The sequence below is a fragment of the Spirillospora sp. NPDC048911 genome (genome assembly GCF_043198015.1).
Lineage (GTDB): Bacteria > Actinomycetota > Actinomycetes > Streptosporangiales > Streptosporangiaceae > Spirillospora.
The window spans coordinates 12,833-34,653 of sequence record NZ_JBICUD010000015.1; the positions used below are offsets into that span (position 1 = coordinate 12,833).

Below are 21,821 nucleotides of genomic sequence, written 5' to 3' on the forward strand. Positions count from 1 at the left end.
GACCCCATCGGGCGGCAATATCCGCAGCGCCACGAAGGCCTTTTAGATCAAGGAAAAGCCGATTACGGAAAGTGATCGGTGCTGTACAAGTCGGCAGACGTTTATGCTTCTGTGATGACGGCCACATTCGGCCTCCGTGTGTCATCCCCTGCCGATCCTCGCCAGGAAGTGACCATATGTCCGTATTCGCGATGAGGGGCGCATCGCGATCAATTCCTGACTTCCAGGGATGAGAAAGGCGCCCGCCGTGCGGCGGGCGCCGGTGCTTTTCCGATCCCGAGGCCGTCTTTCGACGGCGCGTCCCGTGGCCCCATGCGGCCAGCTCGCCATTGTGTTGTTCAGGTCACATCCAGTGGTCCTCCGAGGTGGTTCCCCGGCCTCTCCGCCCGCGTCCGGTCCGCATCCGGTCAACTCCACGAGGCCGACGACGGGTCGACGTACGGCGCGTTCGGCGGCAGGACCTGTGGCGGCCCCTCCGGACGGCCGGTCAGGGCCGAGCCGGCCTCCTGCCGGTCCCGGATGACCTTGGCCAGCGTGAACGTCGACGTGATGAGGTAGAGCCCGCCCAGCGCCAGGAACGCGCGGATCCAGACCGGAGCGGGCATGTAGGCGATACCGAGCACCATCGCGGTGACGGCCACGGCGAACGAGATGATCGCCTGGATGAAGAACGCGGTCGTCCCCTTGAGCTGCGTTAGAGCATTCATGGGGGCCACTCTGCGCCGCGCCGGCCCGCCGCGCCTGAGTAGGAGCGCGGGAATCCCTACTCAGCACCGGCCGCCGTCACCTGAGTACCGGCTCTAGCCGGATCCGGTCAGGTCACGCCGGCGGCATTGACAGCGGTTCCGTCCGCGCCTGTCATCCGAGACAGATGCTCCGGAGGGAGACTCCAGTGCTGAGCAGGTTCGGCAGGCCGCACATCGCACGCACGGCTTCCACTCTCCTCCTCTCCACCACCCTCGCCCTAACCCCGACCACCCCCGCCGCGCCCCAGATCGCCGCCGCGGGCCCGGCGCCCGCCACAGGCCGGGACTCCACCAACCCGGCCTCCACCATGACCTCGGCCTCCGCCATAACCTCGGACCCCCCCACCGCCTCGGGCTCCTTCGCAGAGCCGGCGCCCGCCAGAGAACTGGCCCTCGCCGCAGGCCCGGTGCCCGCCGCAGCCTCAGGCCCCGCCACAGGGTCGACGCCCGCCACCAGCCCAGCTGTGGTGAAGTTTCCAGCGGACTTCCTCTTCGGGGTGTCGACCAGCGGGTTCCAGTCCGAAGGCTCGTTCCCGGACAGCAACTGGATCCGGTACGTGAACAGGAAGGCGTACGGCATCACGGACCCGTACGCGAAGGCCGTCGACTTCCGGCACCGCTACGCCGAGGACATCGAGCGCGCCCGGCGGCTGGGCGTCAAGGTCTTCCGGACCTCCCTCGAGTGGTCACGCGTCGAACCCCGCCGCGGCGTTCGCGACACCCGCGAACTCGCGTACTACGACGACCTGATCCGCCGTATCCGCGCCGCCGGCATGCGTCCCATGATCACGCTCGACCACTGGGTGTACCCCGGCTGGGTGGCGGACCAGGGCGCCTGGGACAACCCGCGGACGAGCGCGGACTGGCTGCGGAACGCGACCTTCCTGGCCGAGCGCTACCGGGGCATGGGCGTCATCTGGATCACGTTCAACGAGGCCAGCCAGTACCTCTACCACGAGCTTCTCGCCCGGCCGATGAACCCCGTCCAGCTGACGACGATGCGGGACGCCCTCGTCAAGACCCACCGCGCGGCGTACGACATGTTCCACAGGGTCGACCGCCGCGCCCTCGTGTCGTCCAACGTCGCCTACGGCACCCTCTTCAACGGGCTCTTCGACGCGGCGCTCTTCAACCAGGTCACCGACAAGCTCGACTTCGTCGGCGTCGACTACTACTACGGCGCGAACGTACAGAACACCACGGCGCGGTACGCGCTGACCGGTGAGTTCTGGCGGATCGACCCCGAGCCGGAAGGCCTCTACTACGTCCTCAAGAACTACCAGCGACGGCTGCCGAAGCTGCCGCTCTACATCGTCGAGAACGGCATGCCCACCGACAACGGCCGTCCGCGCGCCGACGGCTATACGCGCACCGACCATCTGCGTGACCACCTCTACTGGGTGCAGCGCGCGCTCGCCGACGGCGTCAAGGTGATGGGCTACAACTACTGGAGCCTCACCGACAACTACGAGTGGGGCAGCTACCGGCCACGGTTCGGCCTCTACACCGTGGACGCCCTGACCGATCCGACGCTCACACGCCGGCCCACCGACGCCGTGCCCGCGTACCGCGCGCTCATCGCCGACCGCGGCGTGCCTTCCGGCTACGTGCCCAAGCGCAGGCCGGGCTGGTGCTCGATCGAAGATCCCATCGCCACCTGCTTCGGCAAGATCCCGACGCCGCCAGCCCCCTACCGCGTCCAGCCCTAGTCCCTGATGGAATCTCCCGCCTTCCAGGCTCGATGGGGGAGGGCCGTCATCCGGAAGCGTGTTTAAGATCTATCCGCCGGTCCTATAAAGGCACGCCTGAATGTGGGGTACCTGTCAAGGCAGGGGTCGGGCATTCCCCGTATTGTGACTTGTGGGTAACATCACCCGAACCACATTCGGTCCCTCACGTAAGGTGCTGCTTATGGACCTGAACGGAGTTTCCGCCGTCGTTTCCGGTGGTGCGAGCGGTCTCGGTGAGGCCACCGTCCGCGAGCTCGCCGCCAACGGCGCCAAGGTAGTCGTCGCCGACCTCAACGAGGAGAAGGGCAAGGCCCTCGCCGACGAGATCGGTGGCGTGTTCGTCAAGACGGACGTGTCGGACGAGGCCTCGGTGCAGGCCGCCGTCCAGGCCGCCGTCGACACCGGTGCGCCGCTGCGGGTGATCGTCAACAGCGCCGGCATCGGCTGGGCCTCCCGGACGGTCGGCCGTGATGGCAGCCCGCACGACCTGTCGACCTTCGAGAAGGTCATCCAGGTCAACCTGATCGGCACCTTCAACCTGATGCGCATCGGCGCGGCGGCGATCTCCAAGACCGAGCCGGTCGACGGCGACGGGCTGCGCGGCGTCGTGATCAACACCGCGTCCATCGCGGCGCTGGAGGGCCAGACCGGGCAGGTCGCCTACTCCGCGTCCAAGGGCGGCATCGTGGGCATGACCCTGCCGGCGGCGCGCGACCTGGCGGCGATCGGTGTCCGGGTCAATACCGTTTGCCCCGGCATCATCGACACCCCGATCTACGGCGAGGGCGAGGCCGCGGACGCGTTCAAGGCCAAGCTGTCGGCGCCGGTGCCGTTCCCCAAGCGCATGGGCAAGGCCTCGGAGTTCGCCCACCTGGTCAAGTCCCTCATCGAGAACGACTACATGAACGGCGAGACCATCCGTTTCGACGGCGGCATCCGCTTCCAGCCGAAGTGAGGCACTGAATGACCGAGGCTGTATCTCCCGAGGGGGGACGACCCCCCACGCCCCCCGCGGCGGCTTCGCCGCAGGTGCTGACCGAGGAAGACGGCGCCGTCCTCATCATCACGATCAACCGTCCCGAGGCCCGGAACGCCGTCAACGGCGCCGTGGCCCGGGGCATCGCGGCCGCGATCGAGGAGCTCGACAGCCGCAAGGACCTGTCGATCGGCGTCCTCACGGGCGCGGGCGGCACGTTCAGCGCGGGCATGGACCTGAAGGGCTTCCTCACGGGCGACAACCCGATCGTGGAGGGCCGCGGGTTCGCGGGCATCGTCGAGAACCCGCCCGCCAAGCCGCTCATCGCCGCCGTCGAGGGCTACGCCCTGGCCGGCGGGTGCGAGATCGCGCTGTCCTGCGACATGATCGTGGCGTCCCGGGAGGCCCAGTTCGGGTTGCCCGAGCCCAAGCGGGGCCTGGTCGCGGCGGGCGGCGGTCTGCTGCGGCTGCCGCAGCGCATCCCGTTCCACATCGCCATGGAGATCGCGCTGACGGGTGACAAGTACCCGGCGGAGCGGATGGCCGAGCTCGGGTTCGTCAACCGGCTCGCCGAGCCGGGCCAGGCGCTGGCCGCGGCCAAGGAGCTGGCGCTGAAGGTCGCCGAGAACGCCCCGCTGGCGCTCGCCGCGACCAAGAAGGTCATCGTCGAGTCGGCCGGCTGGTCCGCCGACGAGGCCTTCAAGAAGCAGGGTGAGATCACCTTGCCGGTGTTCGTCTCCAAGGACGCCCAGGAGGGCCCGGCCGCTTTCGCCGAGAAGCGCAAGCCGGTCTGGAAGGGCGAGTAGCCACCGTCCGCAGCACCTGAACGGAAGACGCCCGGAGCCCATGGCCCGGGCGTCTTTCGTCCTTATGAGGCCAATGGGGAAAGGGCCTTACCGAGCGGTAAGGGTTCCCGTACTCTCTAGTACCGCCTCGACTTGATCTTGGAGTGACACATGCGAAGGAAAGCGATGGTCGCCGCGGCCACGGTGGCCGCCTGCGGCGCGGGGGCGATCGCGGTCGCGACGCCGGCGGAGGCCGCGGCCTGGCGGAACGTCGGCGGCAAGGCCGTCGCCTACAACGGCACCCTGGACCGGGTCGACTTCGCGGACAAGGGCGCCGGCTGGGCCGTCGGTTCCCAGGGCTCGATCCTCAGCCCCAAGACCATGATCGTTCGTTGGAACGGCACGGCGTGGGCCCGGCAGGCCAGCCCGGTCGGCCTCGTGCCCACCGGCGTGGCCGCCGCCGGTGCCAAGCGCGCCTGGATCGTCGGCTTCAACCTGGCCGACCGCACCGTGGGTCTCTACTGGAACGGCACCAAGTGGAGCAAGGTCTCCTACCCCACGGTCGGGATGCCGTTCATGGTCTCGGCCGGTCGTGACGGCACCGCCTACTCCCTGGCCGGGATCGACTCCTCGGCGGGCGGCCTGAGCTCGGTGCTGCGCTGGAACGGCAAGGCGTGGGTCAAGATCAACGTGCCGCTCCCGCCGAGCAGCAGCGTCACCGCCGTGCAGGTGCGCGGCAAGAACGACGTGTGGCTCGCCGGGACCACCACCGACGGCATCGGCGTCACCGCCTTCATGCTCCGCTGGGACGGCAAGTCCTGGAAGCGCATCGACGTCCCCGGCTCGATGGGCACCCCCGCCTACCGCGCCGTGATGCACCGGATCGTCGTGGCCTCGCCCACCAACGTCTATCTGGACCGTGTCAGCCAGACCGCGCAGCTGCCGAACGCGCTGATGCGCTGGAACGGCAAGACCTGGAAGACCATCAACACTCCCTTGAACGCCGCCGGGCTCGCCATGTCGTCGGACGGCAAGTCCGGAGTCGTCATCATCCCGGTCACCACCGGCAACCGGTCCCAGTACATGCACTACAACGGTTCGGCCTGGCGCACCCTGAACGGCCCGGTCCGCAATGGCGCCAAGGTCCAGGGCGGCGATCTCGACCACCGGCCCGGCACTCCCGGGATCGTCGGTGTCGGAGCCGCGGCGGCGCAGAACAAGAGCAGCCCGTTCATCGAATACTTCGGCTGACCCAACCACAACGCCGGGTAGCGGCCGGTCTCACCCAACTCCAGGCTGACGTTCAGACTTCTTTCAGGTTCCTCTGAAACCCTTTGCGATGATGGCGGAGGGAGAACATGGCATTGGCTGAGCAGTCGCTGAACGCCGGGGTGAACGGCGAGGCGGGTGGCAGGACGCCGGAGGCGCTGCTGCTCGTCGTCGAAGACGAGCCCAACATCCTTGAGCTCCTGGCCGGGAGCCTGCGTTTCACCGGCTTCGCGGTGGTCACGGCCACCAACGGGGCGGACGCGGTGCAGGCCGCCCAGCGGCACCGTCCAGACCTGATCGTTCTGGACGTGATGCTGCCCGACTTCGATGGCTTCGACGTCGTCCGGCGCCTCCGTTCAGGGGGAACGCACACGCCGGTGCTCTTCCTCACCGCTCGCGACGCGGTCCAGGACCGCATCAAGGGCCTCACGATCGGCGGGGACGACTACGTCACCAAGCCGTTCAGCCTGGAGGAGGTCATCGCCCGTATCCGCGCCGTGCTGCGCCGTGTCGGAGGCGGCGCCACCGAGCCTTCGCCACGCATGGTCTTCGCCGACATCGAGCTGGACGAGGACAGCCATGAGGTATGGCGCAACGGCAAGCCGATCCAGCTCTCGCCTACAGAGTTCAAGCTGCTCCGCTACTTCATGGCCAACGCGGGCCGGGTGCTGTCCAAGGCCCAGATCCTCGACCACGTCTGGAACTACGACTTCCGTGGTGACGCCGGGATCGTCGAGTCCTACGTTTCGGCACTGCGCCGTAAGGTCGACAACATCGAGCCGCGGCTCATCCACACCCTGCGGGGGGTCGGTTACGTCCTCCGTTTGCCGCCGAACCCAAGCTGATGGCACGCACGGGGGGAACGAGCGCGCCAGGCCCGAAGGGGCCAGAGCCCAAGTGGGCGGACTCGCCAAAGCCAGGCCCAGACGCACACGGAACACCAGGCACGCCAGGTAAACCCGGTACGCCAGGTGCATCGGGCGCGCCAGGTACGCCCGGCGCCTTGCATACGCCCGGCGCCTTGCATACGCCAGGCACGCCGCCACACGAGACGGCCACGCCGTACGCTGCCCGGCCTCACCACGGGCCCATCGCCGCATTGCGGTCGCTTCCCGGGCGGACGCCGATGAGCGTCAAGCTGATCGCGGGGACGCTGGTGCTCGTCATCGCCGGGCTGACGATCATGGGCGTGGCCGGTGTCTGGGTGCTGCGCGACTACCTGCTCGACCGGGCGGACGACCAGTTGCGCACGACGGCGAACCGTGTGTCGGAACAGATCGCCAAGCAGCAGAACGATCCGCGACCGGCGATCGGGGTCCGCGTACCGAGCCAGATGTACACGCAGGTCTACACCCCGGACGGGCAGGCCCTGCCGCCGGATCCCGCGTCCGACCAGCCCACGGCGGCGCCGAAGCTGCCCGCCAAGCTGAAGACCCGCGTCAACTCGCCGTTCACGGTGCACGGCACCAAGGGCTCGCGTGGCCAGTGGCGTGTTCTGGCCCAGTCGATGCCGGGCGGCAGCATCCTGGTCCTCGGGCTGAGCCTCGACGAGGTCGAGAAGACGGTCGGCCAGCTCGTCGCCATCGACATGACCGTGGGCCTGGTCGTGGTCGCCGGCCTGACCGTCCTCGGAATCTGGGTCGTACGGGTCAGCCTGCGGCCGCTCAGGACGATCGAGATGACGGCCGGGGCGATCGCGGCCGGAGACCTGTCCCGGCGCGTGCCCGAGGCCGATCCCGGCACGGAGGTGGGGCGGCTCGGCCGTTCGCTCAACAGCATGCTCGCCCAGATCGAGGCCGCGTTCGGGGCACGGGCCGAGTCCGAGGCGGCGGCGCGCTGGTCGGAGGAGAGCGCGCGGCGTTCCGAGGAACGTATGCGGCAGTTCGTCGCGGACGCGAGCCACGAGCTGCGCACGCCGCTTACCGCGATCCGTGGGTTCGCCGAGTTCTACCGGCAGGGCGCGGCACGTTCGCCCGAGGAACTCGACCGGCTGATCGGCCGCATCGAGGACGCCGCCGCCCGGATGGGCCTGCTCGTCGAAGATCTGCTGCTGCTCGCCAGGCTGGACCGCCAGCGCCCGGTCGAGCGGCGCCCGGTGGACATCCTCGCCGTCGCGGCCGACGCGGTGCAGGAGGCCAAGGTCGTCGCCCCGGACCGGCCGATCGAGCTGTCCGTTCGGGACGGCATGGCCTACCAGGTGCTCGGGGACGAGCCGCGGCTGCGCCAGGTGCTCGGCAACCTGCTGGCCAACGCGCTCACCCACACCCCGGACGACACCCCGGTCGAGGTGCGGCTGCTGTCGGGGAGCCTGCACGGGCGGCCCGCGGTGGTCTGCGAGGTCGCCGACGAGGGGCCCGGCCTGTCACCGGAGCATGCCGAACGCGTCTTCGAACGTTTCTACCGCGTCGATCCGGCGCGCACCGCGATCGGCCATACCGGCAAGGACGGCGGCACCGGGCTCGGCCTGGCGATCGTCGCGGCGCTCGTGGCCGCGCACGACGGCAAGGTGGAGGTCGAGTCGACCCCTGGTGAGGGCGCCGTGTTCCGCGTCCTCCTGCCCTTGGCGCCCGACTGACCGATCCTTGGACAACCTTGACGGGCGGTTCAGCATTCGTTCAGGTTTCTGCGATTGTCTGGGACGCACAGGGCGCCCCCGGCACACCGCGACGGGACCCGGGGCGTGCGCCCTGACCAACGTCCGAAAGGCCGTGACCGATCTTCCGGTCACGGCCTTTCGCTTGCCCGCGAGGCGTTCAGCGGACTTTCAGGTTGGGTCCAGGGTGGTTGCAGACCCGTTGGCGATTCTCTTGGTGGACAGGACGACAGGGGGTCCCGATGAGCACCGAAACGCCGATGGGCGAGCAGGATGGGCGGCAGGAGCCGCAAAGCACGGGCTTCGGTTACGGCTCCGCCTACGATCAGGCCGGCGCGACCGACCAGCGCGTCTGGGCCGCCCCGGCGGACGCGTATGGCCAGGGCAGGGGAGGCCACACCGCGGCTTTCGCGCAGCCAGGCCCCTACCAGCACTCGGGCACGTACGGCCAGCCGTCTTCGCAGGCGGCCCCGCAAGCGGCCTCGCAGTCAGCTCCGCACGCAACTCCGCAGGCGGCTCCGCATGGCGCAGGCTTCGGCGGGCAGCCGCCGCACGGCGGGGCGTTCCCCACTCAAGGCCAGGTGTCCCCGCAGGGGCAGCCCATGGGCACGCCAGGTTGGTGGACGTTGCGCCGCAAGCTCGCCGCGGCCGGCGCCGTGATGGCGCTGGCGATCGGGGCCGGCGGCGTCGGCGCGGTCGGCGCGGTGGCGCTCACGGGCAACGAGACCGTGTACGGGAGCCCCACGGCGGTGTCGGGCGCCTCCACGAAGCTGAGCTCCACCGCGCAGGTCGCGGCCGCCGTGCAGCCGAGCGTGGTGTCCATCACCGCGCAGTCGAACATGGGCGCCGGCACCGGTTCCGGGGTCGTCCTGCGTTCGGACGGCGTCATCATGACCAACGCCCACGTGGTGCAGGGCGCCGACCAGGTGTCGGTGAAGTTCAGCGATGGCAAGACCGCTCCGGCGCAGGTCCTCGGCCGCGACTCGTCCAGCGACATCGCGGTGATCAAGGCGCAGGGGGTCTCCGGGCTGAAGCCCGTCACGCTCGGCGACAGCTCCGCCCTCGCGGTCGGCGACCCGGTGCTGGCGGTCGGCAGCCCGCTCGGCCTCGACGGGTCGGTGACGTCCGGCATCGTCAGCGCGCTGGGCCGGGAGATCAAGGAGGGCTCGGACGACGACCAGCAGTTGCCGCCAGGCCTGCGCGGCCAGCTGACCCAGCAGGAGAGCGCGGTCATCAAGGACGCCATCCAGACCGACGCGGCCATCAACCCGGGCAACTCGGGCGGCGCGCTGGTCAACGGCGCCGGGCAGCTGGTCGGCGTCAACACCGCGATCGCGACGTCCGGCAGCAGCTCGGGCAACATCGGCGTCGGCTTCGCGATCCCGGTCAACGACGCGAAGAAGGCCGCCGACAAGATCATCAAGGCCGCGACGTTGTGACGCGGCCCTGAGCGGGACTCATCGGAGGCCGTCGCCCGGACACGGCTCTGGGGGGAGCGGGCGGTCGGCGGCGGTCTCCGATGGCAAGTGTGGCGGCGGTACGGATCCGGATGAGGGGGAAGGGTCCTCGGGAGCCGGCGCCCGACGGGGAGAACGCGGCTGCGTGATCACGCCGAGGGGGGTTTGATCACGCAGCCGTACCCTTGTGTCCGCTCCTGACCGTCAGGACGGGGTTCCGCTGCCCGGCGAGCTTGGCCAGCGTCCGGCGGGTGGTCATGAGGTAGTACTCGCGGGGCAGGGTGCGCACCCGCGACGGCAGCCGCGGATAGACGGTCGCGAGCGCGCCCATGAGCAGCCGGAACCGCAGCTCCCGCCGCGCGTTCCACGTCCATCCGTACTGCTCGCGGATCGGCGCGGGCATCATCCCGGCCGTGATCAGCCGGATCATCGCCAGCCCTGGCGCGCCGAGCACTCCCGTGGGCAGCCGCGGATGGAGCACCTGATCGGCGATCTTCCGAGCGGCGTCGGTGATCCGCAGGTTCTGGACCATGTCCGCGTAGTAGACGCGGAAGTCGGCGTACGTGGCGGGCATGCGGTCCTCGGGGCAGCCCAGGATCGTCGCGTACACCTTCGTCTGCCCGTAGAGCTCCGCCAGCTCCCGGTCGCTGAACCGGCGGCGGAAGAGCGCCTGGTAGAACTGCGCCGCCACCGCGAACAGCGTCGCGGCGACCCACACCTGCAGCTCGGGGTCGTTGGCCTCGTAGTCCGGGCCGGTGATCTGCTCGTGTCCCTTGCGGACGAGCGCGCTGAACCGCTCGGCCTCGTCGCGCGTGCCGAACTGCACGGCGTAGAGCCAGCCCATGGTGTTCTGGAGGCGCCGCAGCGGGTTCTCGGCGGTGTAGCTGTGGTCGTACACGCCCTGGGCGACCTTGGGGTGCGCGGTCTGGAGGAGCGAGGCCGCCCCGCCCGCCGCGATCAGCGCGCCCTCGCGCGTGACGACCCGGATGAGGTCGTCGTCCCGGAACAGTCCGTCGGTCATGGACGATCATTGTAAGTAAGTACTTGCTACCGCGCCAGCTCCGCCGCCGGCGGCTCCGGGCGTGATCCGGGACGTGGCTCCGGTCGTGGCTCCGGTCGTGGCTCCGGTCGTGGCTCCGGAGGCTCGGGGCGTGGCTCGTGCAGGAGCGCTTCGACGAGGTCGCGGATCACACTGCGATGGTCGTCAGGACGCCACGCGAGCGCCAGCTCGCTCGGCGAGAGGCCCGTGACCGGGATGGCGTGCACTCCCGGCCGACGGTAGAGCGCCGCGTTGCCGGACGCGAGCAGCACGATGCCCGTGCCGCTCTCGATGGCCGCGAACGTCTCGTCGGCGTTGGTGACGACACCGCCGATCCGCGCCTCCCTCCCATCGCGCTCGGCCAGGGCGAGCCAGTAGTCGCGGAGCGGCCCGGCGCTCTCCGGCAATGCCAGGAACGGCTCGTCCAGAAGCTCGGCGAAGTCGACCTCCTCGCGCCCGGCGAGCCAGTGGCCTTCCGGAAACGCCACCCAGCGCGGCTCGCGCGCGACGACGCACACCTTGAACGTCTCCTGGTTGGGGATGGGGAGCCAGACGAACGCGACGTCCACGTCCCCCTCGGCAAGTCCCGCGGTGGCGTCGTCCCAGTTGACCTGGCGCATCCCCAGTCGCCAGGTGGGCCGCCGTTCGGCGAAGCGCGCACGCATCGTCGACAGCAGGCCGCGGCCGACGCTGGTGGAGATGCCGACCGTGAGCCGGGCGGCGTCGGTCGCCGCGGCGTCGCTCACCGCGCGCTGCGCCTCGTCCCACTTCAGCAGGATCTCGCGGGCCGACGGCAGCAGCGCCCGGCCGGGAGCCGTCAGCGTCACGGCCCGCCGGTCCCGGTCGAACAGCTTCACCCGGAGGAGGTCTTCTAACTGCCTGATCTGCTTGCTGAGCGCCGGCTGGGAGATGAACAACCGCTCCGCCGCCCGGGTGAAGTTGAGCTCCTCGGCGACGGCCACGAAGTACCGCATATCGCGCAGATGTGCATCCATAGCCGATAGCTATCACAGCGTGTATTGGACCTGCCAAGCCCGGCGCTCCGAAGATGGCTGCCATGAGCACCGCTGAAGATCGACTTTCCGTCGTCGAGACCTGCACCCGGATGGCCCGGCATGCCGACCAGCGCGAGTGGGACCGGCTCGCCGGCGTCTTCGCCGACTCGGTGACCTTGGACTACACGAGCCTGAACGGGGGCGAGCCCGCCGAGCTCACCCCCGCGCAGATCGTGGCGGGATGGTCGGCGACGCTCGGCTCGTTCGACGCGACCCAGCACCTGATCACCAACCAGCTGGTGGACGTCGACGGCGACACCGCGGTGTGCACCGCCTCGTTCCAGGCGACGCACCGGCTGGCCAACCCGCACGGCGCGCCGCTGTGGACGCTGGGCGGCACCTACCGCTTCGACCTCGTCCGCGCCGGCTCCGGATGGAAGATCAGCGGCGTCGTCATGACCGCGACCTGGGCGGACGGCAACAAGGACCTGCTCTCGCTCGCGGCGGCGGGATCGCAGTGATCGCGCTCGTCACCGGCGCCAACCGGGGCATCGGCCGGGAGGTGAGCCGCCAGCTCGCCGCCGCAGGCCACACCGTCCTGGTGACGGCCCGTTCGGCCAAGGCGGCGGAGGAGACGGCGCGCGAGCTGGGGCAGGGCACCGTCCCGCTGCGGCTCGACGTCACCGCCGCCGACCTGGCCGGCGTGGCCGCCGAGATCGACGAGCGCCACGGACGGCTGGACGTGCTGGTCAACAACGCCGCCATCACCTACGACACGTGGCAGCGGGCCGTCGAAGCCGATCTGGACGTCGTCCGCGAGGCGGCCGAGACCAACCTCTACGGCCCCTGGCGACTGATCCAGACGCTGCTCCCGCTGCTGCGCCGCAGCGAGCACCCGCGGATCGTCAACGTGTCCAGCGAGGCCGCCTCGCTCACGAACATGGGCGGCGGCACGCCCGCGTACAACGCCTCCAAGGTGGGGCTGAACGCCCTGACCCGGATGCTAGCGGCCGAACTGCGCGCCGACGGCGTCCTCGTGAACGCGATCTGCCCCGGCTGGGTGGCGACCGACATGGGCGGTCCCGGCGGCCGCCCGGTCGCCGATGGCGCGGCCGGGATCGTCTGGGCCGCGACCCTTCCCGACGGCGGCCCGACCGGCGGATTCTTCCGCGACGGCCGCCCCCTCCCCTGGTGACGAAAGGACCATCAAATGATCTTGGTAACCGGAGCCACCGGAAACGTCGGCTCGGAAGTAGTCAAGGCGCTCGCCGCCGCGGGAGCCCCGACCCGCGCGCTGGCGCGCAGGCCCGACTCCGCCACATTGCCCGAGGGCGTCGAGGCCGTGGGCGGTGACCTCAACAAGCCGGAGAGCCTCGCCCCCGCGCTCACCGGAGTGCGCGCCGTCTTCCTGCTTCCCGGCTACGAGGACATGCCCGGACTGCTGAACGAAGCGAAGAAGGCCGGTGCCGAGAAGGTCGTCCTGCTGTCCGGCGGCTCGGCGGGAGACGAGGACCTGACGAACGCGGTGAGCCGCTACATGGCCGCGTCCGAGACGGCGGTGCGGGCGTCCGGACTGCCCTGGACGTTCCTGCGGCCGAGCGCGTTCATGGCGAACGCCCTGCGCTGGCTGCCGCAGCTCCAGGCGGGCGACGAGGTGCGCGTGTCGTTCCCGGCCGTCCGCACGGCGAGCATCGACCCGTTCGACCTCGGCGCCGTCGCCGCCCGCGCGCTGCTGAGCGACGAGTACGAGGGCGAGATCCTCTGGCCGACCGGCCCCGAGGCGATGCTGCCCGCCGAGCAGGTCGCCGTGCTGGCCGAGGTGCTCGGCCGCGACCTGCGCGCCGTGGAGCTGACGAACGAGCAGGCCCGCGCCGAGATGACCGCCTCCATGCCGGTCGAGTACGTGGACGCCTTCTTCGACTTCTACGTCAAGGGGACGCTCGACGAGTCGATCGTCCGCCCGACCGTCCTGGAGGTCACCGGCCGCGAGCCCCGCACCTTCGCGCGGTGGGCGAACGCGCACGCCGACGACTTCCGCTGACCCCATCGACGCGTACGTCAACTAACGAGGAGAGAACGATGACGTCGAAGCAGAAGGTCACCTTCGCCAGCGACGGAGTGTCCTTGACCGGCAACCTCTTCCTGCCGGACGGCGACGGACCCGCGCCCGGCATCGTCGTCGCGGGGACGTGGACGAGCGTCAAGGAGCAGATGGCCGACCGGTACGCCGAGCAACTGGCCGACCGAGGGTTCGCTGCGCTTTCGTTCGACTTCACTGGCTATGGCGAGTCAGAGGGGGAGCCGCGTGACTTCGAGTCGCCCGAGCAGAAGATTCGTGACATCCACAACGCCGTGACGTTCTTGGCAGCACATGACGCGGTGGACGGTGAACGGCTTGGCGCGCTCGGGGTGTGCGCGGCGGCGATGTACATGAGTGCGAACGCCGTTGATGACCCGCGCATCAAGTCGGTGTCGCTGGTAGCGCCGTGGTTGCACGACCCGGAGATCTGCCGTGGCGCGTACGGCGGCGCGGAAGGGGTGGCCGAACGTATCGAGGCGGCCGAGGCGGCCCGCGCGAAGTACGAGGCGAGCGGCGAGGTCGAGTACGTGCCGGTGGTCAGTGGCACCGATCCTCGCGCCGCGATGCCGATGGAGGTCGACTTCTACCTCAACCCGGACCGGGGCGGCATTCCGGAGTGGCCCAACCGGTTCGCCGTGATGGCCTGGCCGGGATGGCTCAGGTTCGACTCGATCTCGCTCGCGCCGCGCCTCAGCCAGCCGGTCCTCCTGGTGCACAGCGAGGACGCGGCGATCCCGGACGGGGCGCGCCGCTTCCACGACGGGCTGGCCGGGCCGAAGAACTTCGTCTGGACGACGGGCAGCCAGTTCGACTTCTACGACCAGGAGCCCAACGTGACCACGGCCGCCGAGGCCGCGGCCGCGCACTTCACGAGCACGCTCGGCTGAAAACCAGGCGACATGATCCACACCTGGTGGGGATAATCGAGACATGCCCGCCGAGATCCACGTCCGAGGCTCGGTCTCCATCCCGGAGACCGAGCTCGGCTGGCGTTTCTCCCGATCGTCCGGGCCGGGCGGGCAGAACGTGAACAAGACGTCGACGGCCGTGGAGCTGTCGTTCGACGTCGCCGAGTCGCCGTCGCTGCCCGATCCGCTCAAGCAGCGGGCGCTGGAACGGCTGTCGGGACGGCTCGTCCGCGGCGTCCTGACGATCCGCGCCGAGGAGTACCGCTCGCAGGCGCGCAACCGGGACGCGGCACGCGAGAGGCTGGCGGCCGTCATGGCCGACGCCATCGCCCCGCCGCCCAAGAAGCGCATCAAGAAGAAGATCCCGCGCGGCATCAACGAGCGCCGGCTGGAGAACAAGAAACGCCGTTCGGACGTGAAGCGAGCCCGCTCCCGCCGCTGGGACTAAGCGTCGCGGTTCACGGCTCGGCGTGGGCGCCGCGGCTCAGGACTCGGACGCTCGGATGGCGCGCATCGCCTCGCGGCGCGCCTCGCCGGACAGCACGTCGATGTAGACGCCGCCGCGCAGGTGATGGCACTCGTGCTGGAGGCAGCGGGCGAAGTAGCCGGTGCCTTCGATCCGGACGGGTTTCCCCTTCACGTCCACGCCCTCGACGACCGCGTGGGCGTGGCGGGGCGTGGCGAAATTCAGGCCCGGAACCGACAGGCAGCCTTCCTGCTCGACGAGCAGCTCACCGTCCTCGGCGACGAGCACGGGGTTGACCACGTGACCGACGTGGCGGCGGCCCTCGTCGTCCGCGCAGTCGTAGACGAAGATCTGCTGCGAGACGCCGATCTGGTTGGCGGCGAGCCCCGCGCCGTCCGCCTCGTACATCGTCGCGAACATGTCGTCCACGAGCCGTTCGAGCGCCGTGTCGAACGTCCGCACCGGGTCGCACTCCGTGCGCAGCACCGGGTCGCCCAGCCGCCGGATCGGGCGGATCGTGCCCTCCCGGCCGGCCCGCCGGTCGCGCCGCCTGCCGTCACGTCCCTGGGGTGCCCTGGCCATGACAAAGATCCTATTCAACGACGACGGTGCCTCCGCCATGGATCGCAACCCATGACGGAGGCACCGTTATGCCTTGCCCGATGTCCCGGCTCGCGCTGAGGACGTCTCAGCCGGCGTCGGTCGGACGAGGGCCGTGGCCCTGGCCGGGGTGCTTGGGGCCGGACTGCGGCGGGAGGCCGCCGGGCAGCGGCCCGTCCTGGTCGCGCGCCGGAGCGGGCGCCTTGGCCTGCTGCGGAACCTGCGGGGCGTGCGGAGCGTGCGTGTCCGCCACGGTCAGCTCGGGGTCCGGCTTCTTGATCGCGGGAGTCGGCGCCGCGACCGGGGCGGGCGGCGCGGGCGTCACCGGGGCGACCGGCGCGACCGGTGCGGGCTTGGCCGCCGACGGCTGTGCGACCGGAGCCGCCGGCACCCCGGCGGGGATCGGCTGCTTGCGCTGCGGCGCGGGCGCGATCGGCTGCTTGACCGCGTCCTCGACCATCTTCTCCAGCGGGCCGGCGTCGTTCTCGCTCTTGAGCAGGCGGTTGAGCGTCTCGCTGATCTCGGTCAGCCGCTGCAGCGCCTGGGTGTGGTTCTTGGTGAGCTGGGTCAGGCGCGTCGTCGCGCCCTCGTTGATGACGCTGGCCCGGCGCTCGGACGCGGTCAGCGTGCGCTCGGCCTCCAGCCGGGCGCTGGTCACCGTCTGCTCGGCCTCCTGCTTGGCGGCCGTCAGCACGCTGTCGGACTCCTTCTTGGCCGACGCCAGCACGTGGTCGGCCTTCTGCTTGGCCTGGGCGAGGTCCTCCTCGGCGTGCCCCCTGGCCTCCTCGACGATCCGCTTGGACTCGCTCTCGGCCTCCTTGCGGATCTGGCCGCCCTTGGCCTCCGCCTCGGCGATCTTGTCCTTGGCCTCGTCCTCGGCCAGGTTGATGATCTGGCGGAGGCGGTCGCTCAGGTCGTCGCCGGTGGGCTTGCGCGCCTCGCGGACCTCGGCCATCTCGCGGCGGGTCCGTTCGACGTCGTCGAGCGCGCGGGCGAGCCGGGCCTCCAGCTCGCGGATCTGGTTCTGGCTGCGGGCGATGAACTCGTCGACCTGGCGGCGGTTGTAGCCGCGCATGACGATCTCGAAGGATTCCTCGCGAAGGAGGTTCGGCAGGATTTCAGCTTCGTTGTTCATGATGCCTTGGGGGTCGTTGGCGGGGGGTGATCACCCCGTCAGAGTCGGAGAGAGTCGGAGACGGCGCAGGAGGCCAACATGGGAAACGTCAGGGTTGACTCTTGTCCGGTCCACCCCATTCGCGCAACCGGAACGTGGGTTGTCGCAGCCATTTCTTAACCTGGGGAGGGTCGGCAAGTTGTCCAATCTTAGGAAATTTCGCCCACGGCCGCGGCGCCCTAAGATCGACGGCATGAGCAGCAGCTATATCGGGTCCCTCGGCACCGACGCTCCGCGCATCCACCCGGAGGCATGGGTCGCGCCCGGCGCCGTCGTCGTGGGCAAGGTGACCCTCGGCCGCGAGACCAGCGTCTGGTACGGCTCGGTGCTGCGCGGCGAGGACGAGGAGATCGTCGTCGGGGACGCGTGCAACATCCAGGACCTGTGCTGCCTGCACGCCGACCCGGGACTGCCCGCCGTCCTGGAGGACCGCGTCAGCCTGGGGCACAAGGCCATGGTGCACGGCGCCCACGTCGAGACCGGCTCGCTCATCGGCATCGGCGCGATCGTGCTGAACGGCGCGCGCATCGGCGCCGGGACGCTGGTCGCGGCGGGCGCCCTGGTGCCGCCCGGGAAGCGGATCCCCTCCGGCGTGCTGGTGGCCGGGATGCCGGGCAAGGTCGTCCGCGAGCTCACCGACGACGACCGGCTGATCCTGGAGCACACCCCCGACGTGTACGTGAAGAAGTCGCGGCTCCATCGCGACGCCGACTGGAAGTAGCCCCGCGCCGGAACGGTACGGCCCGGCCGGATCCGGTGAGGATGCGGCGTCCAATAGTGCCGCCGTCCCGATGCTGACTACGATGACCATGTGGTGTGGGGACCGGGCTATGGCAGTGCTCCGCCGCCCAGCCCCCCGACGGGGCAAGATCCGTTCTCGGCGGCAGAGCGTGACACGAAGGCGATGGTGGCCGCCGGATGGTGGGCGTCGGCGCCTCCGCAACAGCGCCAGCACGCCATCGGGGGACGCATGCTCATGCTCCCCGACGGGACGTGGTGGCTCTTCGGGGCATGGGCGCGCTGGTACCGGCTGCACCCGTCCGACGGCCAGTGGTACCTGTGCCCGCCGCCGCGTTCGCCCGGCGTCCGGATGGCCGCCCGGCCCGCCCAGCACGGCGGAGGCCAGGTTCCGGCGCTGCCGCCGCACGTCGTCCCGGCCGGCCCTGACTTCTCCTACGCGCCGCCCGGCGCCCTGCCGTTCGTCGACCAGGGCTTCGCGCTCGAACTGACCGCCCGCGTCCGGTCGACGGTCGACTCCGCCTCCAACCTGCCCGCCGCCGAATACCCGCACTGGTGGTCGCTCTTCACGTCCGAGACGCCGTCCACGGTGGTGGCGGCCTGGGGCGTGATGTTGTGGTGCGGTGCCGCGCCGGTCTTCGACTCCCGGCTGGACGCGCAGATGCTCGACCTCTGGAAGCCGTACCGCGCCAAGCCGCTGCCAGATGTGGACGGCCCGCGCTGGCTCACGCCGCCGCCGATGGAGGCGCTGGTCGGGCTGTACGCCGAGCGGCTGCGTGCGAGCCGGGTCGACGCGGCCGTCGTCGTCCTGCGCACGATGTGGGCCGTGGCGAGCGTCCTGCGTGAGGATCCGCGGTTCCAGGTGCGCGCCGACGCGCTGCTGGAGATCCTCGGCGCCACCCTCAGCAACCCGACGGTCGACTACGACGCACTGCCGTACGGAGACCAGGCGATCGTCCAGCAGTGGCTTACGCGCTGCCCACCGCACCTCGTGCCCGCGCTACGGAACGAGACGTCGCCCGGCGACAACTTCCGGCACGCCTACTACAGCCTTGCCGACGTGGTCGCGTCGCTGGTCGGCGACCCCGCCGACCCCGCCTACATCGAGCCACGGCTGGTGGCGGCCGCACTGGTCGCCGCCGATCTGGACGTGGTGCGCAAGGACGTGGCCGACAGCATCGTCCCGTGGCTCGACCCAGAGATCCGCTACACCGTCCAGGCGGTACGGAGCCAGCCAGGGCATCCGCTGCGCCGTCTGTGGCCCGGTGACATGCGCCTGCCCGAGCCGTTGCGTTCGGCGGTGGGACGCGGCGACGCGGCCTCCCGGCTGCTCGCGTCGATGTACGAGGTCGACCTCGCCTGGTGCCGGCTGGCCGGAATGCCCGCCAGGCCGCGCGGCTTCCCGGTGCCGACGGCGATCGTCGCCGGGATCATCGGATCGGATCGGGCCCGCGCCGTCGCGACCGGGACGACCAGCACGCCCCAGCCGGTCCCGCCGTTCGCCCCGCCGCCCTCCCCGTTGACCTCGCAGAGCCAGCCCGGCGTCAAGCCGGGAACCCCTCAGCAGGCCATGGGCATGCCCGGCGGCCCTGACAAACCCTTCGTCCAGCCGCCCGCGAACCTTCACCCGCCCGCCAACCTCCACCCGCCCGCGCACGTGCCGCCGCCGCCCGCGCAGCAGCCCGGCCAGCAGGCGGCGTTCGCGTCGCCCGACCCGCAGATGGGCGGGGTCTCCCCGGCGGAGGGTCAGCAGGACGCAGGCAACTTCGCGCCGCCCTACACCGAGCTCGGCTACCAAGCCCCACAGCAGGCGTCGCCGGTTCCGCCCGTTCCGCCAGCACAGGCCGGACAGGGCGCCCAGGCCGGCTATGCCCCACCGCCTGCACCGCCCGAGCCTGCCGAGGAGAAGAGCTCCGCGGAGAACATCGCTCCTCCGTACACCGAGCTCGGCTTCCGGCGCCCCGGCACGGCGTCGGCCCCGTCCCAGGTCCCTGCTCCATCGCAGGCCCAGCCCCCGCCGCCGCAGCAGCCCGCTCAACAGCAGCAGGCGGAACAGCGGATGCCGCCGCAGGCGCCGGTGACGCAGGTCGAGCAACCGGCGACCCCCACACCGCAGTCACCGCCTGTCGATCCCTACGCGACGCGGTTCGACGAGGGCGGCCAGGCGAAGGCCGGCCGGCAGGCCGGTCCGCAACCGGCCGCGCCGCCGAACGCGGGCCCGTCCGTCCCGGCCGCCCCACCCCGCACCCGGATCCTGGACCAGCAGGACGCCTCGGGCGAGCCCCCGGCGCCGCGGCAGGCCGGGCAGCCGCCCGCCGGCGCGGGCGGCGCGGGCGGCGGGGGAGCGGGCACGCGGATCATGTCCGAGACCATGGTCGGCGACTTCGACTTCCTCGACGACACGCCGTCTCCGGAACGGCCGGTTCACGAGATCCCGCCGCCGGCCGACCGCGGCGACCGGCGGACCCTCGAACGGTTCGGCATCAGCTTCGTGTCCGGGGCGCAGGACGCCGGTGAGCTCCTCGACACCGTGCGGCAGCGGATCGAGGAGTGGAACGCCCCCGCCGGCGCGGCCATGGAGGCGACCCGGGTCGACGGCCAGCCCGGCGACGCCGTCGCCGTGCCGAGCGTGCTGCTGGTCGGCACCCCGCACACCGGGCAGCGCAGGCTGGCCCGGATGATCGCCCTGACGGCCGCGGACGCCGGCCTCGGCGACGGCGCGATCCGCGCCGCCGACGCCGAGGACGTGCGGGACGCGCCGGTCGAGGGCGTGACGCGGATCCTGGAGCAGCAGGGCGCGGCGGCCGTCCTCTTCGAACGGCTCGACGTGGCGATCACCTCGGCGATGGACCCGGTGGCGGTCGCGGCGGCCGTCCGGCGGGTCCGGCGGCACCCCGCCACCGGGACGGTGCTGATCGCCACCTGCGAGCCCCATACGTACAAGCGGCTGCTCAAGGACCATCCGCGGCTGGTCGAGGTGTTCCGGGTCTACCGGATGCCCGACCTCGCCGAGCTCGACAACCGCATGACCCTGCTGCACCTGCTGGCGGACGAGCGCCGCGTCACGCTGGGCAACGCGGCGCTCGAGGTCGCCCGCGAGGACCTCGGCCGGCTGCGCGGTCCGGGCGATCTCGTCAACGCGCGCCTGGTGGAGGCCTATCTCGACCAGGCGTGCCAGCGGCATCTCGAACGGGCCGGCGCCTCGCGCGACCGGCTCGTGCTGACCCCCGACGACCTCACCGGCGTCGCCGAGGGCATCGAGCCGTCGCTGCGGCCGCCCGGCGACATCGACGGCTACCTGCGGCAGCTGGACGGGCTGATCGGGCTGACCGACGTCAAGGCGGCCGTCCGGGAGCTGGTCGAGGAGGCGGAGCTGGCCGCCGACCGGGCCCGCTACGGGGTGACGCCCGGCTCGTCCCTGCACCTGATCTTCACGGGCCCGCCCGGGACCGGCAAGACGACGGTCGCGGGCCTGCTCGGCGGGATCTACGCGGCGCTGGGCCTGCTCGACTCGGGCCATGTGGTGGCGTGCCGGCCGGTGCACCTGGCGGGCCGCGACCCGATCGACACCGAGGGACGCGTGGCCGGCATGATCGACCAGGCGCTCGGCGGCGTGCTGCTGATCCAGGAGGCCTACCGGCTGGACCGCAACCCGGCGGTGGTGAGCGAGCTGCTGCGCCACATGCGGGGCCGGCCGGGCAAGTTCATGATCGTCTGTTCGAGCCCGGGTGCCGAGATGGAGGGTTTCCTGGCGGGCAACCCCGCGTTCCGTGGCGAGTTCGAGCGGACCATGGAGTTCGAGGGCATCGGTGACCGCGATCTGGTCAACCTGTTCCAGAGCTATGCCGAGCGCGATCTGTACATGCTCGACGAGGAGCTGCGGGTCGAGCTGCTCGCCCGCTTCGCCCGGCTGCGCGACGACCCGGCGTTCGGCTACGCCCGTACCGTCCGGGCGCTGTTCGAGCAGACCGTCGCCCGCCAGGCCGCCCGGCTCGCCGGGGCGGACGTCAACGCGGCCACCGTCGCCAGGCTCACCGCGCGCGACCTGCCCGAGTCGGCCCTCGAACAGATGCTGGGCGACTTCCACCAGGGCCGGTAGCCGCTTCCACCAGGGCCGGTGGCCCCGGCTGAGGGCCTTTGGTGCGATCGTCCCGACATCCTCCCGATGCCGCATGAACTGCGCGTACGTGGGAAAGGTCGAGAGAGGCGCGCGTCGAGCGTGGCCGGACCGGGCCGCCGGGGAGTGGCCCTCGAATGGCCCTCTT

General features: G+C 70.9%; 20 protein-coding genes. 14 read left to right on the top strand and 6 right to left on the bottom strand.

Going from position 1 to position 21,821, the window contains the following annotated elements; genetic code table 11:
• Positions 1-407: 407 nt before the first annotated feature.
• Positions 408-707 carry a YiaA/YiaB family inner membrane protein gene (locus ACGFNU_RS46005; RefSeq protein WP_392603027.1) on the bottom strand — a complete coding sequence of 100 codons (300 nt, stop codon included), beginning with the start codon at positions 705-707 and terminating at the stop codon, positions 408-410.
• A 151-nt stretch (positions 708-858) separates the two neighbouring features.
• Entirely contained in the window at positions 859-1,326 is a 468-nt protein-coding gene (locus ACGFNU_RS46010; RefSeq protein ID WP_392603316.1) for a hypothetical protein, read from the bottom strand.
• On the opposite strand from ACGFNU_RS46010, the gene ACGFNU_RS46015 reads away from it, so the two are divergent.
• The 7 genes from ACGFNU_RS46015 to ACGFNU_RS46045 all read left to right on the top strand — a co-directional run bounded on the left by ACGFNU_RS46015 (position 1,244) and on the right by ACGFNU_RS46045 (position 9,538).
• The gene (locus tag ACGFNU_RS46015; RefSeq protein WP_392603306.1) at positions 1,244-2,455 is read left to right on the top strand and encodes a family 1 glycosylhydrolase; all 1,212 of its coding nucleotides are present in this window, start codon (positions 1,244-1,246) and stop codon (positions 2,453-2,455) included. The two genes, ACGFNU_RS46010 and ACGFNU_RS46015, sit on opposite strands and share 83 nt — an antisense overlap.
• A 202-nt stretch (positions 2,456-2,657) precedes the next feature.
• On the top strand, positions 2,658-3,431 hold the full coding sequence (locus tag ACGFNU_RS46020; protein WP_392603028.1) for an SDR family NAD(P)-dependent oxidoreductase: 774 nt from the start codon (positions 2,658-2,660) through the stop codon (positions 3,429-3,431).
• Between the two features lie 8 nt (positions 3,432-3,439).
• Positions 3,440-4,258, top strand: a complete 819-nt coding sequence (locus ACGFNU_RS46025; protein WP_392603029.1) for a crotonase/enoyl-CoA hydratase family protein — start codon at positions 3,440-3,442, stop codon at positions 4,256-4,258.
• Between the two features lie 150 nt (positions 4,259-4,408).
• Positions 4,409-5,488 carry a hypothetical protein gene (locus ACGFNU_RS46030; RefSeq protein ID WP_392603030.1) on the top strand — a complete coding sequence of 360 codons (1,080 nt, stop codon included), beginning with the start codon at positions 4,409-4,411 and terminating at the stop codon, positions 5,486-5,488.
• 107 nt (positions 5,489-5,595) lie between these two features.
• Positions 5,596-6,351 (top strand): response regulator transcription factor, encoded by a 756-nt coding sequence (locus ACGFNU_RS46035; RefSeq protein ID WP_392603031.1) that lies wholly within the window; start codon positions 5,596-5,598, stop codon positions 6,349-6,351.
• A 281-nt stretch (positions 6,352-6,632) separates the two neighbouring features.
• Positions 6,633-8,081, top strand: coding sequence for a sensor histidine kinase (locus tag ACGFNU_RS46040; protein WP_392603032.1), 1,449 nt, complete (start codon positions 6,633-6,635; stop codon positions 8,079-8,081).
• Between the two features lie 260 nt (positions 8,082-8,341).
• Complete coding sequence (locus ACGFNU_RS46045; protein ID WP_392603033.1) at positions 8,342-9,538, top strand: S1C family serine protease; 1,197 nt, start codon at positions 8,342-8,344, stop codon at positions 9,536-9,538.
• Positions 9,539-9,725: 187 nt separating this feature from the next.
• Here ACGFNU_RS46045 and ACGFNU_RS46050 read toward each other — a convergent pair whose 3' ends face one another.
• The gene (locus ACGFNU_RS46050) at positions 9,726-10,577 is read right to left on the bottom strand and encodes an oxygenase MpaB family protein (protein ID WP_392603034.1); all 852 of its coding nucleotides are present in this window, start codon (positions 10,575-10,577) and stop codon (positions 9,726-9,728) included.
• Positions 10,578-10,603: 26 nt separating this feature from the next.
• Positions 10,604-11,590, bottom strand: a complete 987-nt coding sequence (locus ACGFNU_RS46055) for a LysR family transcriptional regulator (protein WP_392603035.1) — start codon at positions 11,588-11,590, stop codon at positions 10,604-10,606.
• Between the two features lie 62 nt (positions 11,591-11,652).
• Between ACGFNU_RS46055 and ACGFNU_RS46060 the strand changes: the two genes are divergently transcribed.
• The 5 genes from ACGFNU_RS46060 to arfB are packed head-to-tail and all read left to right on the top strand — an operon-like array spanning position 11,653 to position 15,026.
• Positions 11,653-12,111 carry a nuclear transport factor 2 family protein gene (locus tag ACGFNU_RS46060; protein WP_392603037.1) on the top strand — a complete coding sequence of 153 codons (459 nt, stop codon included), beginning with the start codon at positions 11,653-11,655 and terminating at the stop codon, positions 12,109-12,111.
• Positions 12,108-12,785, top strand: a complete 678-nt coding sequence (locus tag ACGFNU_RS46065; RefSeq protein ID WP_392603039.1) for an SDR family oxidoreductase — start codon at positions 12,108-12,110, stop codon at positions 12,783-12,785. The genes ACGFNU_RS46060 and ACGFNU_RS46065 overlap by 4 nt, the downstream gene beginning before the upstream one ends.
• Before the next feature lie 15 nt (positions 12,786-12,800).
• Complete coding sequence (locus ACGFNU_RS46070) at positions 12,801-13,631, top strand: NAD(P)H-binding protein (RefSeq protein WP_392603041.1); 831 nt, start codon at positions 12,801-12,803, stop codon at positions 13,629-13,631.
• A 38-nt stretch (positions 13,632-13,669) separates the two neighbouring features.
• Positions 13,670-14,557 (top strand): alpha/beta hydrolase, encoded by an 888-nt coding sequence (locus ACGFNU_RS46075; RefSeq protein WP_392603043.1) that lies wholly within the window; start codon positions 13,670-13,672, stop codon positions 14,555-14,557.
• A gap of 43 nt (positions 14,558-14,600) precedes the next feature.
• Entirely contained in the window at positions 14,601-15,026 is a 426-nt protein-coding gene (gene arfB, locus ACGFNU_RS46080; RefSeq protein ID WP_392603044.1) for an alternative ribosome rescue aminoacyl-tRNA hydrolase ArfB, read from the top strand.
• A gap of 36 nt (positions 15,027-15,062) precedes the next feature.
• Here the strand turns inward: arfB and def are convergent, their stop codons facing one another.
• Positions 15,063-15,626 (bottom strand): peptide deformylase, encoded by a 564-nt coding sequence (gene def / locus ACGFNU_RS46085; RefSeq protein WP_392603045.1) that lies wholly within the window; start codon positions 15,624-15,626, stop codon positions 15,063-15,065.
• A 106-nt stretch (positions 15,627-15,732) separates the two neighbouring features.
• Positions 15,733-16,779 carry a DivIVA domain-containing protein gene (locus ACGFNU_RS46090; protein ID WP_392603046.1) on the bottom strand — a complete coding sequence of 349 codons (1,047 nt, stop codon included), beginning with the start codon at positions 16,777-16,779 and terminating at the stop codon, positions 15,733-15,735.
• 232 nt (positions 16,780-17,011) lie between these two features.
• Between ACGFNU_RS46090 and ACGFNU_RS46095 the strand changes: the two genes are divergently transcribed.
• Both ACGFNU_RS46095 and ACGFNU_RS46100 read left to right on the top strand, forming a co-directional pair.
• A complete protein-coding gene (locus ACGFNU_RS46095) occupies positions 17,012-17,539 on the top strand; it encodes a gamma carbonic anhydrase family protein (RefSeq protein WP_392603047.1) in 528 nt (175 codons plus the stop codon).
• Between the two features lie 249 nt (positions 17,540-17,788).
• Complete coding sequence (locus tag ACGFNU_RS46100; RefSeq protein WP_392603048.1) at positions 17,789-21,655, top strand: AAA family ATPase; 3,867 nt, start codon at positions 17,789-17,791, stop codon at positions 21,653-21,655.
• The last annotated feature ends 166 nt before the right edge of the window (positions 21,656-21,821 follow it).